The organism is Rhodococcus sp. NPDC059969 (assembly GCF_042738325.1).
Taxonomy (GTDB): Bacteria; Actinomycetota; Actinomycetes; order Mycobacteriales; family Mycobacteriaceae; genus Rhodococcus_F.
The window spans coordinates 1,134,969-1,149,839 of the sequence record NZ_JBHWUF010000001.1; the positions used below are offsets into that span (position 1 = coordinate 1,134,969).

Annotated in this window: 17 protein-coding genes; 11 read left to right on the forward strand and 6 right to left on the reverse strand. The window is 62.9% G+C overall.

The window, feature by feature from the left end; genetic code table 11:
- Window position 1: 1 nt before the first annotated feature.
- Window positions 2–460, reverse strand: a complete 459-nt coding sequence (locus ACFWAD_RS05115; protein ID WP_378541878.1) for a hypothetical protein — start codon at window positions 458–460, stop codon at window positions 2–4.
- A gap of 149 nt (window positions 461–609) precedes the next feature.
- Between ACFWAD_RS05115 and ACFWAD_RS05120 the strand changes: the two genes are divergently transcribed.
- Window positions 610–1,056, forward strand: a complete 447-nt coding sequence (locus tag ACFWAD_RS05120; protein ID WP_378541880.1) for a cupredoxin domain-containing protein — start codon at window positions 610–612, stop codon at window positions 1,054–1,056.
- A gap of 82 nt (window positions 1,057–1,138) precedes the next feature.
- A complete protein-coding gene (locus tag ACFWAD_RS05125; RefSeq protein ID WP_378541882.1) occupies window positions 1,139–2,929 on the forward strand; it encodes a CocE/NonD family hydrolase in 1,791 nt (596 codons plus the stop codon).
- Between the two features lie 19 nt (window positions 2,930–2,948).
- Here ACFWAD_RS05125 and paaI read toward each other — a convergent pair whose 3' ends face one another.
- The 4 genes from paaI to ACFWAD_RS05145 form a co-directional block, all read right to left on the reverse strand.
- On the reverse strand, window positions 2,949–3,317 hold the full coding sequence (paaI, locus tag ACFWAD_RS05130) for a hydroxyphenylacetyl-CoA thioesterase PaaI (RefSeq protein WP_378447601.1): 369 nt from the start codon (window positions 3,315–3,317) through the stop codon (window positions 2,949–2,951).
- Between the two features lie 66 nt (window positions 3,318–3,383).
- On the reverse strand, window positions 3,384–3,695 hold the full coding sequence (locus ACFWAD_RS05135; RefSeq protein ID WP_378447490.1) for an EthD family reductase: 312 nt from the start codon (window positions 3,693–3,695) through the stop codon (window positions 3,384–3,386).
- A gap of 6 nt (window positions 3,696–3,701) precedes the next feature.
- Window positions 3,702–5,744 (reverse strand): phenylacetic acid degradation bifunctional protein PaaZ, encoded by a 2,043-nt coding sequence (gene paaZ, locus ACFWAD_RS05140; protein ID WP_378541884.1) that lies wholly within the window; start codon window positions 5,742–5,744, stop codon window positions 3,702–3,704.
- Between the two features lie 88 nt (window positions 5,745–5,832).
- Entirely contained in the window at window positions 5,833–6,444 is a 612-nt protein-coding gene (locus ACFWAD_RS05145) for a TetR/AcrR family transcriptional regulator (RefSeq protein ID WP_007730612.1), read from the reverse strand.
- A 107-nt stretch (window positions 6,445–6,551) separates the two neighbouring features.
- On the opposite strand from ACFWAD_RS05145, the gene ACFWAD_RS05150 reads away from it, so the two are divergent.
- The 9 genes from ACFWAD_RS05150 (at window position 6,552) to paaK (ending at window position 14,207) form a co-directional block, all read left to right on the forward strand.
- On the forward strand, window positions 6,552–7,280 hold the full coding sequence (locus tag ACFWAD_RS05150) for an enoyl-CoA hydratase/isomerase family protein (protein ID WP_378541886.1): 729 nt from the start codon (window positions 6,552–6,554) through the stop codon (window positions 7,278–7,280).
- Window positions 7,277–8,134 (forward strand): 3-hydroxyacyl-CoA dehydrogenase family protein, encoded by an 858-nt coding sequence (locus tag ACFWAD_RS05155; RefSeq protein ID WP_378541888.1) that lies wholly within the window; start codon window positions 7,277–7,279, stop codon window positions 8,132–8,134. Before ACFWAD_RS05150 ends, ACFWAD_RS05155 begins: the two co-directional genes overlap by 4 nt.
- Before the next feature lie 27 nt (window positions 8,135–8,161).
- Complete coding sequence (locus tag ACFWAD_RS05160; protein WP_378541890.1) at window positions 8,162–8,947, forward strand: enoyl-CoA hydratase-related protein; 786 nt, start codon at window positions 8,162–8,164, stop codon at window positions 8,945–8,947.
- A gap of 91 nt (window positions 8,948–9,038) precedes the next feature.
- A complete protein-coding gene (gene paaA, locus ACFWAD_RS05165; protein WP_378530763.1) occupies window positions 9,039–10,007 on the forward strand; it encodes a 1,2-phenylacetyl-CoA epoxidase subunit PaaA in 969 nt (322 codons plus the stop codon).
- Window positions 10,004–10,306, forward strand: a complete 303-nt coding sequence (paaB, locus tag ACFWAD_RS05170; protein ID WP_378541892.1) for a 1,2-phenylacetyl-CoA epoxidase subunit PaaB — start codon at window positions 10,004–10,006, stop codon at window positions 10,304–10,306. The genes paaA and paaB overlap by 4 nt, the downstream gene beginning before the upstream one ends.
- Window positions 10,307–10,336: 30 nt before the next feature.
- The gene (paaC, locus tag ACFWAD_RS05175) at window positions 10,337–11,254 is read left to right on the forward strand and encodes a 1,2-phenylacetyl-CoA epoxidase subunit PaaC (RefSeq protein ID WP_378541894.1); all 918 of its coding nucleotides are present in this window, start codon (window positions 10,337–10,339) and stop codon (window positions 11,252–11,254) included.
- A 65-nt stretch (window positions 11,255–11,319) separates the two neighbouring features.
- Window positions 11,320–11,778: a 1,2-phenylacetyl-CoA epoxidase subunit PaaD gene (gene paaD / locus ACFWAD_RS05180; protein WP_378532715.1), complete on the forward strand. Its 459-nt coding sequence runs from the start codon at window positions 11,320–11,322 to the stop codon at window positions 11,776–11,778.
- Window positions 11,779–11,782: 4 nt separating this feature from the next.
- Window positions 11,783–12,862, forward strand: coding sequence for a 1,2-phenylacetyl-CoA epoxidase subunit PaaE (paaE, locus tag ACFWAD_RS05185; RefSeq protein ID WP_378541896.1), 1,080 nt, complete (start codon window positions 11,783–11,785; stop codon window positions 12,860–12,862).
- A gap of 43 nt (window positions 12,863–12,905) precedes the next feature.
- The gene (paaK, locus tag ACFWAD_RS05190) at window positions 12,906–14,207 is read left to right on the forward strand and encodes a phenylacetate--CoA ligase PaaK (RefSeq protein WP_378541898.1); all 1,302 of its coding nucleotides are present in this window, start codon (window positions 12,906–12,908) and stop codon (window positions 14,205–14,207) included.
- Window positions 14,208–14,210: 3 nt separating this feature from the next.
- Here paaK and ACFWAD_RS05195 read toward each other — a convergent pair whose 3' ends face one another.
- The gene (locus ACFWAD_RS05195; protein WP_378530774.1) at window positions 14,211–14,834 is read right to left on the reverse strand and encodes a LysE family translocator; all 624 of its coding nucleotides are present in this window, start codon (window positions 14,832–14,834) and stop codon (window positions 14,211–14,213) included.
- Window positions 14,835–14,871: the final 37 nt, after the last annotated feature.

Below are 14,871 nucleotides of genomic sequence, written 5' to 3' on the forward strand. Positions count from 1 at the left end.
CCTACGAGTTAACTGTCGAGGGTGCGATCTTCGCGGGGATGGCGGTGTTCTCGTCTACGTGGTAACTCGCACAGACACGGTGGTAGCCGTCGGCGATCTGCGCCGGTACTCCGGCGCGGAAGTCTCCCTGCACCAGCAGGATCGGTGACAGCGCGATCCCCTTGCGGATCTTCAACAGGTCGGCAGCCACGTGCGGGTTGTCGACCGGAAGCAGAGGGAGCCCAGCAGCCCGCAGGATGTCCTTGGCCTTCTTCGAGACCAGCGTCGCCGTCTTGAGGGCGTACACGAGAGCTTGGACCTGGACCGGTGTGGCGCCCAACTGGAGGTAATCGCGGGCCGCGGGGTAGTCGTGCTCGTCCGGTAGGTCCTTCCAGAGCACTGCGGGCGCCTTCGCCACGGGCGCTTTTGAAGCTACCGCCGCCTTCGTCTTGTCTGCCTTCGACATTTTGATCTTGGCCATCTGTGCTGTGTCCTTCAGTTTCGGTCCGCGAGTGGAGGTGGTGCAGAAATCGTGCACTATCAGCGTCGCAGGCACCACATCGGAGCTGTTTGGCCCTCTAGGCGGCGGGTAATCAGCAGACTGCGGGGGAACGAGCAGGAGGCGAAGCAATGAAGCGGATTCTCGCGGTGCTCGCAGCGCTGATCCTGGCGGTGTTCGCACTGACCGCGTGCAGTGACAACGGTGATTCGTCGGGCAACGATTCGGCAGATCACAATGGCATGGCGATGACCAGCATGACGATGACGAGCAAGCCGACCAGCATGTCGATGCCGAGCATGCCCCTGGGTATGTCGACGCCGGGAGCGTCGTCGATGGGAATCGTGATCAGCGGCTTCGAGTACTCGACGCCGGAGTCGGTGATGCCTGGACAGGTACTGACCATTCAGAACAACGACACCGTCGAGCACTCGGTTACTTCCGATACCGCGGGGCTGTTCAACGAGGACATCGAAGCTGGCGAGACAGAAACCATCACGGTGCCGAACGAGCCCGGGACGTACACGTTCCACTGCACCTATCATCCGAGCATGCATGGCACCTTGACGGTCAAGTAGACGTCGACCCGGCATGGCGTGACTATTGCCGCGGACACTTCGGCGGCACGTACCCGATCAGGCTGGCGGAGAACAGGTCCGGGTGTACGGTTTTCAGGTGCGCCGGAGAATAGCGATCAGTGTCGTCACGCTCGTGGTTTGCGCCCTCGGCTTTTCGCCGCCGGCGCTCGCGGATTCACCGAACGGCTCGTATTCGTCACAGCTACTGTACTTCTCGGTCGATGTCGGGCCTGAACTCTCGACGCCGTGCACCGTCGTCGGTGAACTTTTTGTTCCCGACGGCGTCGACGCGGACAATCCGGCTCCCGCGATCCTGACCACCAACGGGTTCGGCGGTTCGTACAAGGATCAGATTCCCGCTCTGCAGAACTTCGCCGAGAACGGGTATGTCGGACTGACGTATTCGGGGTTGGGCTTCGGCGGCGCGAGTTGCAAGATCACACTCGACTCTCCCGCATACGACGGCGTCGCCGCTTCGCAGTTGGTCAGTTTCCTCGGCGGCAAAGAGGGGATTGCGTACACGGACCAGGCTCTGACACAGCCCTATCCGGCGCTCAATGCGGTGGTGCAGGACTCCGTCGACCACAACGGTGCACCGTCGACGAACGACCCGCGGGTCGGCATGACGGGTGGCTCTTACGGCGGTGGCATTCAATTCGCCGCCGCGAGTGTGGATCCCCGTATCGACACGATCATCCCCATGATCACCTGGAACGACCTCTCCTATTCCTTGGCGCCCAACAGCACCGGCATCATCTCCGGTGTGTCGACTGCTGAACCGGGAGCCGCGAAAGTGCTCTTTGCGTCACTGCTCTTCGGTGCCGGCATTGCAAACCCCGGTGTGGACGGTTACATCGCCGACCCCGCACGACTTCCCGGCTGCCCGAACTACGTGCCGTACATGTGCAACGCGATCGCCGAGGCAGTGGTGACTGGTGACATCGGACCCCAAGTAGTAAGTGAGCTCCGAGCGTCGTCGGTATCGTCGTTTGTCGACCGGATCAATATCCCGGTACTGCTTGCACAGGGACAACAAGACACCCTGTTCGATCTGAACGAGGCAACCGCGACCTACGACGCATTGAAAGCCCGTGGCGTGGACGCCAAGATGATCTGGCATTCGTGGGGACACAGTCACTTGGCTGCTGCGCCGGGCGAATTCAGCTTCTCCGCACCCGACGAAGACGCCCAGTACGAAACCGGTCGCTTCATGCACTGGTTCGATCACTACCTCAAGGACGAGAACACGGAGACCGGACCGGAATTCGCATACTTCCGTAACTGGATCGACTACGAGGGGAACGCGGCGCCGGCCTACGCGACGTCCGACACCATAGACGTCGGGACCGCCCGCTCCTTCCATCTGTCCGCTGACGGGGGGCTGCTGCCGGACGGCGCGCCGGCGGTACCTGGTTCGAAGACGATTGTCACTGCACCGGGTGGGCTCCCGACAGGCGTCGAGCCGCTCAATATCAATCCGGCCGGAAACATTCCGAGTGCACAGATTCCGGGGACCGAGGCGCTGTGGACCACTGCGCCGATGTCCGAGGCGATGGACGTGGTGGGCGCTCCCACCGTGACGTTGCGTGTCGCGGCACCTGGGCAGCCGGTGGTGTTCGCGAAGCTCTACGACGTGGCGCCGGACGGAACGTCGTCCCTGATCAACGGGCTCATCGCACCTGTTCGCATCAGTGACCCGTCGCAGCCCGTACCGGTGACGATGCCGGCGATAGTGCACAGATTCGAGCCGGGGCATTCTGTGCGTCTGGCAATCACCGGTGGCGACATCAGTTTCCGTGGAGGACTGCAAGGCATGCCGGTGACGATCTTCGCCGACGGGTCCGGCCCCTTGGAGCTTCCCGTCGTGGGTTGAAACGTCGTGGGCTGAAAAATTACCGGGAGATGGTTCGACTGTCGCCGCGGAACTCGGCCACGACGGTCTCGCCACTGCGAACCGTCACGTCGTAGATCCCGCTTCGGCCCCCTCGCGCCTTCTCGGACGCGACGGCGGTCAACGTGTCGCCCAGACGTGTTGGACGGAGAAATCGAATGTCCGCGCGCGCTGCAACGGCTGAATCCTCGTAGCCGTTGCAGGCGAGCGCGAACGCGGTGTCCGCGAGCAGGAAAACATAGCCGCCGTGTGTGATTCCGTGACCGTTCACCATGGTCTCACCCACAGTGACGGTCACGGTTGCGCTACCTGGCGCCAGTTCGGCAATCTCGATACCGAGCGCCCGAGACGCCTGGTCCGCGTCGAACATCTCTCTGGCGGTGATGCTTCCTGTACTCACGAGACAACTCCTGTGGGATCGGAGAACTGCAGGGCTCTAGAGGACCGAGACAACTTCCTGGACGTACATGTCGACCTTGCCGGTGGCAAAGTTCGCGACGTCCTTTCCTGCAGCGCGCATTTCCGGTGACTTCAGACCGCTCTGCATGGTCTCGAGGTCGGGGAAGACCAGGTTGGCGACGGCGTAGAAGACGGGATCGGAGCCATCCATGGACGAGCATGTGCTGAAGGTGAAGTCCGACAACCCTGGTACCTCGCGGACGAGTGGGATGTGGATGTCGTTGTAGTACTTCTCGAAAGCCTCCGGATCGGTGGGGCGTCCGTAACACACTGCTACGCGATAGGTCATGTGCTTTCAATTCCCTTCGGGGAGAGTCTTGGCTACCAGCGTCAGGACGTCGTACGTTGCGACCGGATCGCTGTCCTGGTTCGTCACGACGGCATCCCAACGAACTTCACCGTAGTCGGCGCTGCTGCGGGGTGTGATGGTCTTGGCTGTGAGGGTGACCGTCAGGCTGTCTTCGGCTTTGACCGGGGTCAGGAAACGGAGGCTGTCCACGCCGAAGTTCGCGAGAACCGGGCCGGGAGCCGGGTCGACGAACAGGCCGGCAGCGAGCGAAACAACCAGGTATCCGTGCGCGACGATGCCACCGAAAAGTGGATTCGCGGCTGCGGCAACCGGATCGGTGTGCGCGTAGAAGGTGTCACCGGTGAACTCTGCAAAATGATCGATGTCCGCGAGCGTGACCTGGCGCGGCCCGCCGACAATCGTGTCGCCGATCTTCAACTCGGCGAGGCTCTTTCGGAAAGGGTGCTCGGATCCGACGGTGCGCTGAGAACCGGTGAACCAGCGCTCGCCGACCGCGGTGAGTACGTCGGGTGTGCCTTGAACCGCGGTGCGCTGCATGTGGTGCAGAACTCCGCGGATGCCGCCCAACTCCTCACCTCCGCCGGCGCGGCCGGGCCCGCCGTGTACGAGAACTGGGAGGGGAGAGCCGTGACCGGTTGATTCCTTGGCGTCGTCGCGGTTCAAGACGAGAACTCGGCCGTGAAAAGCTGCCAGGCCCAGTACCAGTCGACGTGCGACGTCCGTGTCGGCAGTTACCACCGAGGCGACGAGGCTGCCCTCACCGCGGGCCGCGAGCTCGATCGCATGATCGATGCCGTTGTAACCGATGACGGTGCTGACAGGCCCGAATGCCTCCACCTCGTGCACCTCGAGTGCATTGTCCTCGGCACGCAGGAGGATCGGTGAAAGGAAGGCTCCGGACCGGGCGTCGGCACCGACCACGTCGAGGTTCTCCGGGTCTCCGAACACGATGGACGCCGACTTCGTCAGGCCGCGAATAGATTTCAGGACTTCGTCGCGCTGTTCGATGCTGGCGAGCGCCCCCATCGTGACACCGTCGGTATCGGGGTGCCCGACGACCACTTTGCTCAGTCGCTCGGATGCGGCATCGACGACGGCGTCGACCAGGGAGTCCGGGACCAGTGCGCGCCGGATCGCTGTGCATTTCTGGCCCGCCTTGACCGTCATCTCGGTGACGAGTTGCTTGACGTACAAATCGAATTCGGGAGTTCCGGGTACGGCGTCCTCGCCGAGGATGGACGCGTTGAGTGAATCGGCCTCGGCATTGAAGTGGACACCCTTGCCGACGACGTTCGGGTGAGCGCGCAGTGTTGCTGCGGTATCGGCGGATCCGGTGAAGGCCACCGAATCCTGTCCGCCGAGGTGATCGAGGAGTCCGCGTGCGCTACCGGAGAGCAGTTGGACGGAACCCTCGGGGAGCAAGCCTGATTCGATGATGCGCCGGAAGACGAGTTCGGTGAGATATGCCGTGGAACTGGCAGGCTTGACGATGGACGGCACACCCGCGATGAATGCCGGCGCCAGTTTCTCCAGGAACCCCCACACGGGGAAATTGAAGGCGTTGATTTGCACGGCGACACCGCGACGTGACGTATAGATGTGTTGCCCGAGGAAAGTTCCGCCCTTGCCCAGAGTTTCGACGTTGCCGTCCAGAAATACCGTGCTGTCGGGCAATTCGCGCCGGGCTTTGCTCGCGTAGCTCAGCAGCGTCCCGAACCCGCCGTCGATGTCCACCCCGGAGTCTCGCGTCGTCGCCCCGGTGGCGGTGGAGAGTTCGTAGAACTCGGCCTTTCCTGCCATCAACGTGAGAGCCAGAGTCTTGAGTGCGCCGGCGCGTTCGTGGAAGGTCATCGCTGACAGTGCGGGGCCGCCGACCTCGCGTGCGTACGCAACCATCTCGGCGAGGTCGACGCCGGTGGCGGAGATCCGGGCCACCTCGGATCCGTCCACTGCACTCGGCAACGCGGTACCTGCGTCCGGTGCGGCGTACCAGCGACCGGCTACATAGCTTTCCAACAGTCTGCTCACGACAACTCCATCTCACCGTACGTTCGGTCGGTAATTACGATCGCCCGGTAACGCCGCGTTGTCAAGGATTCGGCAGAACTGCCTGGAGTCAGGCCTTGCGAAGTCCGTCGAAAGTGACGGCGACGACCGCGTCGGCTATGTCGGAGACGGACTCGCCCGCTCGGGGTTTGTACCACTCGATCAGCGAGTTGACGGTGCCGAACATCAGCTTGCTGGCGAGGGCGGGTTCGATGTCCGGACGCAGGTCGCCCTCCGCTGCGGCTGACGCGACGAGGCCTCCGACGAAGTTGTCGAATTCGCGTCGGCGGGCGAGCGCGGCCCGTTCGACCGTCGTGTTGCCGCGGACGCGCAGGAGCAGGGTGACGTACGGAAGCTCTGCTACCAGCACCTCTACGCTGCGCCGGACCAGGTATTCGAGCCGGTCGATGTAGGGGCCGGTGGTGGCGCCCTCTTCGGTCGTGACCGCAAACAGTGCGTTGAGCGCGCGGGAAAGAGCAAGTTCGAGGAGTTCCGACTTTCCGGACACATGGTGGTAGATCGAGGACTTCGTGATGCCGAGTTTCTTGGCGAGCACCTCCATGCTGGCGCCGTCGTAGCCCTTGTCGTTGAACACCTTCACGGCCACGGCGAGGAGCGAATCGAGGTCGTAGCCGGGACGTCCGGGGAGGCCGGTGCGTCGAGTAGGGCGTGCCGTAGTCATGTCCCCATCTTCTCAGTTCGGACAAAGCTGTGCATCATCCTCGATCTCGCTATTGCCAAACTACCGAATGTTCGGTTATTAATGTAGGACAGTGAGAAGGAGTGAATGTGAACACCCTGCACGTGGACGAGTGTGAGGATCGCGTCGTGGTCACCCTCGACAGGCCCGCGCAACGCAACGCGATCAACGCCGAAATGATCGACGAGCTACATCAGGTTTGTCGGCACCTCGAACAGAATCCGAAGCTGCTCCTCCTTGCCGGGCGCGGAGACCACTTCGCTGGTGGTGCCGACATCGCCGAGCTCCGTGAGCGCGGGCGAGACGAAGCGTTTGCGGGTATCAACCGCACGCTGTTCGACCGCATCGGAAAGCTCCCGCTTCCCACCGTGGCCGCCGTGAGCGGGTACGCGCTCGGCGGTGGGGCCGAATTGACCTATGCCTGCGACATTCGCATCGCGACGACGACGGCGGTCTTCGGTAATCCCGAGCCCAATCTCGGGATAATGGCGGCCGCCGGCGCGAGCTATCGGCTGCCGAAGCTCGTCGGCGTCTCGATCGCGAAGCAGGTGCTCCTCGGTGCCAGGAACCTCGACGCCGAGCAGGCGCTGCGAGCGGGGCTTGTTGTCGAGGTGACCGAACCGAAGTGTCATGTCGACGCTGCACATAAGCTGCTCGACCGTATTTCCCGACTGTCCCCGCTGGCATTGCGGCTGACGAAGATCATCGTCGACGCGCCCGGATCCCATCCGTTTGCCGACGACATCGCCCAGGCCGTCCTGTTCGAGAGTTCGGACAAGCGTGATCGCATGACGGCCTTCCTGGAGAAGAAATCATGACTGACGTAGTTGCACCGAAGGCTGTCGGCGTCATCGGCGGTGGACGCATGGGTGCGGGTATCGCCCAGGTGTTCGCCGCGCTCGGCGGGTCGGTCACCATCGCGGAGAGTGGAGACGCCGAAGCGGCGGTGCAGCGTGTGTCCACCGGCCTCGATCGAGCCCATGAGCGAGGGAAGCTCGACGGCCAGGACCCTGCGACGGTGCTGGCGCGCGTGAACGTCGTGGACGCAGTGACCTCCTTGCCGGCGTCGCTCGACCTGATCGTCGAGGCGGTCCCGGAAATCGCGGCCCTCAAGGTCGAGGTTCTCGCCACTGCCGAAACCGTTGCGGGAGAAGGCACCGTGATCGCCAGCAATACCAGTTCCATGTCTATCGCCGAACTCGGCGCTGCACTGACGGACTCGGGACGATTCATCGGTATGCACTTCTTCAACCCCGTCCCGGCGTCGCTGATGGTCGAGATCGTTCGGGCACCTCACACCCGCCCCGAGGTGGTCGACTCGGTACGAGCATGGGTGTCGATGCTCGGCAAAGCCGAGGTTCTCGTCAACGACTCACCTGGTTTTGCGACCAGCCGGCTTGGTGTCGGTCTCGGGCTCGAAGCCATTCGGATGCTCGAAGAGGGTGTGGCGGACGCGGAGTCGATCGACCGGGCAATGGAACTGGGGTACCGGCATCCGATGGGGCCGCTGCGTTCGACGGATCTTGTCGGGCTGGATGTTCGCCTGGCGATCGCCGAGCACCTCGCGAGCACGCTCGGTGATCGATTTGCTCCACCGGCACTGCTGCGGGAGAAGGTCGCTCGCGGCGAGTTGGGGCGCAAGACAGGACAGGGTTTTCACACGTGGAACTGAACCGAACCGCCTGCGAAGGGAATATCGATGACTGACGTGATCCGCACGGAGATCGAGCAAGGTCTGGCGACAATCACTCTCGACCGGCCGAAGGCCGCCAATGCCGTCAACGGCGAGATGAAGGCTCAGCTGCTCGAAGCGTTGCTGCAGGTCCACGCGGACGCGGACGTGCGAGCCTTGTTGATTCTCGCCGAAGGCAAGAACTTCTGCGTCGGCCAGGATCTCGGCGAGCACGCGGCAGCTCTGAACGCTGATCCGGCGCACGCGATGGACACGGTCGAGGCGCACTACAACCCGATAGTCACGGCGCTGTCGACGCTTTCCGTCCCGGTGGCGGTGGGCATCGGCGGCGCTTGCGTCGGGGCCGGGTTGGGAATTGCGTTGGCCGGTGACATCCGGGTGGTCGGGGCTCACGCGAGCTTTGCGACTGCATTCACCGGCATCGGTTTGGCGAGTGACTCCGGGCTCAGTCATGCGCTCGTGCACGCGCTCGGGCCGAGCCGCGCCAGTGGCCTGATGTTGCTCGGCGACAAGTTCGACGCGCAGAGTGCGTTGGAGTGGGGATTGGTCCATCGGGTGGTGGCCGACGAGGACGTTGCGGCCGAGGCTCGCTCGGTTGCCCGTCGACTTGCCGACGGACCCACCGCCGCCTTCGCGCACGTGAAATCACTGATCAGGGCCGCCGCTCCCGGGCTTTCCCAGGCGTTGGAGGCCGAGGCGAGTGCGCAGGTGGAGTTGGGTTCCACGGCAGATCATCAAGGCGCTGTCGCGGCGTTCCTGTCGAAGCAGAAGCCGGTTTTCGCGGGCCGCTGATTCGATTGCGCTGAAAGATTCTCTTGTGTGCTGGGACACCTCGGTGCATACTAGTTACCAACCGATCATTCGGTAATAAAAGGTAGGTACGATGACCAACGTGGAAGCTCCACAAGACCTGCAGAACTTGTTCGACGAGACGATCGCGGCAGACCAGCGCATCGAGCCTCGCGACTGGATGCCGGACGGCTACCGCAAGACTCTGATCCGTCAGGTTGCCCAGCACGCGCACTCCGAGATCATCGGGATGCAGCCCGAAGGAAACTGGCTCACCCGGGCGCCGTCGCTGCGACGCAAGGCGATCCTGATGGCGAAGGTGCAGGACGAAGCCGGGCACGGTCTGTATCTCTACTCCGCGGCCGAGACGCTCGGTGCCGATCGCGGCGATCTGACCACCAAACTGATAGAGGGAAAGCAGAAGTACTCCTCGATCTTCAACTACCCGACACTGACCTACGCCGACGTGGGAGTGATCGGCTGGCTGGTCGACGGAGCCGCCATCTGCAATCAGGTTCCGCTGTGCCGCAGCTCCTTCGGGCCGTATGCACGCGCGATGATCCGTGTGTGCAAGGAGGAATCGTTCCATCAGCGGCAAGGCTTCGAGTTGTTGGCGACGATGATGCGAGGCACGGACGCTCAACGCGCGATGGTGCAGGAAGCCGTCGACCGCTGGTGGTGGCCCGCCCTGATGATGTTCGGACCCCCGGACGACGAGTCGCCGAACACCGAACAGTCGATGAAGTGGCGCATCAAGCGACACACGAACGACGAACTGCGACAGCGATTTGTCGACATGTCGATACCGCAGGCCGAAGTACTCGGTGTGAGCTTCCCCGATCCCGATCTGCGCTGGAACCCCGAACGTGGTGCACACGATTTCGGTGAGCCGGACTGGAATGAATTCATGGACGTGGTCCGCGGTAACGGTGCGGCCAGCGTCGAGCGGATCGCCAATCGGAAAGCTGCCCACGACAACGGGGCCTGGGTCCGTGACGCCGCCTACGCCTTTGCACAGCGCGAGAGAGTCGCGCACGATCTCACGACTGGGGAAACATCATGAGCGAAAACGATCAGGTACGGGGCGAATGGCCTTTGTACGAGGTGTTTCTGCGGGGGAAGCGCGGACTGAACCACGTGCATGTCGGGTCCCTGCGTGCGGCGGACGATCAGATGGCCATACGCCACGCGCGCGACGTCTACACCAGACGTAACGAAGGCGTGAGCATCTGGGTCGTGCCTTCCTCGAACATCGTTGCTTCGAGTCCGGCGGAGAAGGATCCGTTCTTCGCACCGAGCGGGGACAAGGTCTACCGGCACCCGACCTTCTACGACATCCCGGACTCCGTTCCCCACATGTGAGACTCCACTTCGACTTCGAGGACCAACCAGATGAACGATCACGACAGTGCCTACGACGGCCTGGTCGACGGCGACGGCCACGGTCAGTGGGCGTTCGGAACCAGCTTCGACGACCCCCTCGCCGGAGTCGACACCACGGTGCCGGATGACGTCGATCTCGGTGCTCTGGCGCGCTACTGCCTCATGCTCGGCGACGACGCGCTCGTCAGTTCGCAGCGCCTCGCCGAATGGTCGACGCGGGCACCGGAACTCGAAGAAGAGGTAGCTCTCGCCAACGTCGGCCTGGATCTGATCGGACAGGCCAGGCTGCTGCTGGCTCGCGCAGCAGCAGCCGATTCCACTGTGGTTCCGTTCATCTCGGCCACGTCGCCCGTGCCGGCTGAAGATGCGCTTGCGTTCTTTCGTGATCAGTTCGGCTTCCGAAACGTGAGACTGGTGGAGCTCGCCAACGGCGACTTCGCGCACACGGTCGTTCGGCTCCTCGTGTTCTCGACCTGGCGGCTGGCGCTGTTCGATCGGCTCCGCACGTCGCGGGACCCGGTCCTCGCGGCCGTGGCGAACAAGGGCGTGAAAGAACTGACCTACCACCGCGACTACGCGGCAAGATGGGTCGTCACCTTGGGTGCCGGCACAGCAGAATCCAAGCGTCGGACCGCCGCAGCCCTGCTCGAGATCCTCCCTTTCGTGGACGAGCTCTTTGTTCCCACACCGGACGAACTCGTCTTGGCCGAAGTTGGTGTCGGAGTGGATCCGCGCACTGTTCGGCCGGAGTTCGACGCCGTACTTGCCCAGGTCCTGCACGCTGCCGAAATGGAAGAGCCCCCTGCACGTTTCTCCGGTTTCGTCGGCGGCCGCGGCGGGCGTGCCGGACTGCACACCGGGGCGCTGGGGCTGCTTCTCGCCGAAATGCAGAGTGTCGCTCGGGAGCACCCGGAGGGAGTGTGGTGACCGTGCCTGCCACTGTCGCCCGTTCCGCTACCGTCTCTTCCGCGCAGGAGATCGTCGCCTCGGTGATGGATCCGGAGATGCCACTGTTGACCTTGGCCGATCTCGGCGTCATCCGATCGGTCGACGTCGACGCGAACTTCGTCTGTGTGACAATCACTCCCACCTATTCCGGGTGCCCCGCCATGGCAACGATGCGAGACGACATCGAGCACAAACTGACCGACGCGGGGTACGGCAGCGTCCAGATCAAGACTCAACTGTCGCCGCCCTGGAGTTCGGATTGGATCAGCGAAGAGGGACTGGCGAAACTGCGGACGGCCGGGTACTCGGTGCCGGGGGCCGCGCCGCGTCGCACCTCCGGCCCGATCGCCTTGACCTTGACGGCCAAGCCGCGCGACATCCTGTGCCCCCAGTGCGGTTCGGCAAACACCAGACTGAGTTCGGAATTCGGTGCGACCCTGTGCAAAGCGCTCTATCGCTGCCTCGACTGCCTCGAGCCGTTCGATCACGTGAAGGAGATCTGAACAGATGAGTACCGCAACGACGAACCGGAACAAACCCTTTCACCCGTTGACGGTGACAGATGTCGAATCACTGTGCGACGACGCAGTTGCCGTCACCTTCGACGTACCCGCCGACATCGCCGATCAATTCGACTTCGGCGCCGGGCAGTCGCTGACACTGCGGCGGATGATCGACGGCGTCGAGCACCGTCGTTCGTACTCGATCTGTGCACCGGTAGGGGCGTCTCCCCGGGTGGGGGTCCGCGAAGTAGCGGACGGACTCTTCTCCACCTGGCTGGTGCACGACGTGAAGGCCGGGGATCAAATCGACGTGCAGGGCCCCTCGGGCAATTTTGTCGCCGATCCCGCATTGGGAGGACGACACGTTCTTATCGCAGCAGGCTCCGGCATCACGCCCATGCTGTCCATCGCTGCAACACTTTTGGCGAACCCCGAGGCCGATGTCACCCTGCTGTACGGAAACAGACGTACGCGCTCGGTGATGTTCGCCGAAGAGATCGCCGACCTGAAGGACCGGTACGGTGCGCGTCTGGACGTCATTCACGTTCTCTCGCGCGAGCCGCGGGAGGTCGAGTTGTTCTCGGGCCGTCTCGACGCCGACCGGTTGCGTGAGATCTTCACCTCTCTGGTTCCGTGCGACCAGGTCGACGGCTTCTGGTTGTGTGGCCCGTTCGGGATGGTCAACGACGCCCAGGAAGTGCTGGCCGGCTTGAGAATTGCAAAAAACCGCATTCATCACGAGCTGTTCTATGTCGACGATGTCGCGCCGCCGGTCGCCGTGCATCGGGAGCCCGGAATAGCTGGGCCAGGCAGTGAAGTCACCATCACGCTCGACGGTCGATCGACCACCGCGGCACTGCCGCGAGATCAGTCGATTCTCGATGCAGCGGAACAGTACCGATCGGATCTGCCCTTCGCGTGCAAGGGCGGAGTCTGTGGCACCTGCCGTGCCAAGGTCACCTGCGGGGACGTCGAGATGCGAAGGAACTACGCACTCGAAGACTACGAAGTCGACGCGGGTTTCGTGCTGACCTGCCAGACCTTTCCTGTCGGTGAACAGATAACAGTCGATTTCGACGCCTGACCGCCCGTACCCCGCGCACTCACTGAGCCCACCGGAGACAATCATGACCGAACTCGTCACTGCTACATCGCAAGACATCGAATTTGCCAGTCGGGACCGCATTTCGACGCTCCAACTCGAGCGGATGCAGTGGTCCCTGATGCACGCGTACACAAATGTTCCGCACTACCGCAAAGCGTTCGACGACGCCGGCGTTCACCCGAGTGACTTGAAGGACCTGAGCGATCTCGCGAAATTCCCCTTCACCACGAAAGCGGATCTGCGCGAGAACTATCCGTTCAAGATGTTTGCGGTGCCCCAGGACCAGGTTTCGCGGATTCATGCGTCGTCGGGAACCACCGGGCGCCCGACGGTGGTGGGATACACGAGCAACGACCTGAACAACTGGGCCGATCTCATCGCCCGCAGTCTCTCGGCCGGCGGCGTGCGATCTTCGGACAAGGTGCACGTGGCTTACGGATACGGACTTTTCACCGGCGGGCTGGGAGCCCACTACGGCGCGGAGCGATTGGGCTGCACGGTCATTCCCATGTCCGGTGGCATGACCGAGCGGCAGATCCAGCTGATCGAGGATTTCGAACCCGACGCCATCATGGTGACTCCGTCGTACATGCTGACCATCGTGGATGCGATGATCAAGAAGGGTATCGATCCCTCCAAAACCTCGCTGCGCGTTGGAGTTTTCGGAGCGGAACCGTGGACCGAACAGATGCGGACCGAGCTGGAACAGCAACTCGACATGCATGCCGTCGACATCTACGGACTCTCCGAGATCATGGGCCCGGGTGTGGCGATGGAATGTGTGGAAACCAAAGACGGGCTTCATATCTGGGAGGATCACTTCTACCCGGAGATTATCGATCCGATCACGGGCGAGGTGCTGCCGGACGGCGAGGAAGGTGAGCTGGTTTTCACCTCGCTCACCAAAGAGGCGCTGCCGATCATTCGTTACCGCACCAGGGATCTGACCCGACTGTTGCCCGGCACGGCGCGCTCGATGCGAAGGATGCAGAAAGTCACCGGCAGGACCGACGACATGATCATCCTGCGCGGAGTCAATCTGTTCCCCACGCAGATCGAAGAACTGATCCTGACCGTCCCTGCCCTGGCGCCCCAATTCCAGTGTGTACTGGACCGTCCGGGCCGAATGGACACCCTGACGGTTCGCGTCGAGGCCCGCCCTGATGCAGCGGTCTCGGATCACGCGGCAGCGTCTTCCGCGTTGCAGAAGCTGGTGAAGAACAAGATAGGCGTCACGGTCGAGGTGAACGTTCTCGAACCCGGCGGACTCGAACGCTCGATCGGAAAAGCGCGTCGCCTGATCGACCAGCGTCCGAAGGACTGAAGACTACTCGAGCGCCATGCGGGTGGCGAAGATTCCGAGAATGCCACCCGCAAGCCACTTCTGAGCGCGCATCCACACCGGACGTGCCATGAGGAAGGTCGACACGGCTGCCGCACTGCAGACGATCAACGCGTTGACGGTGACTGCCACCAGGATCTGCACTCCGCCGAGTATCAGCGCTTGCTGCCAGACGGGGCCGGCAGAGGGATCGACGAACTGGGGGATGAGCGCCGCGTACATCAGCGCGATCTTGGGGTTGAGCAGGTTGGTGGTCAACCCCATCCCGAACAGACGACCGCTGCCGTGGCGATCGACTTCGCCCACCTCGAAGGCGGACTTTCCACCCGGTCGTAGCGTCGACCAGGCGAGATAGGCGAGATACAGGGCGCCGCCGATCTTCACGGCGGTGAACACCGTGGGTACGGCGAAGAGAACCGCCGTCAACCCGGCACACGTCGCGGCGAGGTAGACCAGAAACCCGGTCGCGACGCCGCCGAGTGAGATCAATCCTGCTCGTCGGCCCTGACTGATGCTGCGGGACACCAGGTAGATCATGTTGGGGCCCGGTGTCAAAACCATCGCGAGGGCGATCAGCGCGACTCCCGTCATCGACGCTGACGTGATCATGTCGGTCTCCCACTACTCGGTCTGGTTGCTTTCTCGG

Bases quoted from the DNA above. Each gene is read 5' to 3' on its own strand.
- ACFWAD_RS05115 (WP_378541878.1), bottom strand. From the start codon at position 460: ATGGCCAAGATCAAAATGTCGAAGGCAGACAAGACGAAGGCGGCGGTA.
- ACFWAD_RS05120 (WP_378541880.1), top strand. From the start codon at position 610: ATGAAGCGGATTCTCGCGGTGCTCGCAGCGCTGATCCTGGCGGTGTTC.
- paaI (WP_378447601.1), bottom strand. From the start codon at position 3,317: ATGTTCGACGCGGACCAGGCGTCTCGGGCGCTCGGTATCGAGATTGCC.
- ACFWAD_RS05135 (WP_378447490.1), bottom strand. From the start codon at position 3,695: ATGACCTATCGCGTAGCAGTGTGTTACGGACGCCCCACCGATCCGGAG.
- ACFWAD_RS05145 (WP_007730612.1), bottom strand. From the start codon at position 6,444: ATGACTACGGCACGCCCTACTCGACGCACCGGCCTCCCCGGACGTCCC.
- ACFWAD_RS05155 (WP_378541888.1), top strand. From the start codon at position 7,277: ATGACTGACGTAGTTGCACCGAAGGCTGTCGGCGTCATCGGCGGTGGA.
- ACFWAD_RS05160 (WP_378541890.1), top strand. From the start codon at position 8,162: ATGACTGACGTGATCCGCACGGAGATCGAGCAAGGTCTGGCGACAATC.
- paaA (WP_378530763.1), top strand. From the start codon at position 9,039: ATGACCAACGTGGAAGCTCCACAAGACCTGCAGAACTTGTTCGACGAG.
- paaB (WP_378541892.1), top strand. From the start codon at position 10,004: ATGAGCGAAAACGATCAGGTACGGGGCGAATGGCCTTTGTACGAGGTG.
- paaC (WP_378541894.1), top strand. From the start codon at position 10,337: ATGAACGATCACGACAGTGCCTACGACGGCCTGGTCGACGGCGACGGC.
- paaD (WP_378532715.1), top strand. From the start codon at position 11,320: ATGGATCCGGAGATGCCACTGTTGACCTTGGCCGATCTCGGCGTCATC.
- paaE (WP_378541896.1), top strand. From the start codon at position 11,783: ATGAGTACCGCAACGACGAACCGGAACAAACCCTTTCACCCGTTGACG.
- paaK (WP_378541898.1), top strand. From the start codon at position 12,906: ATGACCGAACTCGTCACTGCTACATCGCAAGACATCGAATTTGCCAGT.
- ACFWAD_RS05195 (WP_378530774.1), bottom strand. From the start codon at position 14,834: ATGATCACGTCAGCGTCGATGACGGGAGTCGCGCTGATCGCCCTCGCG.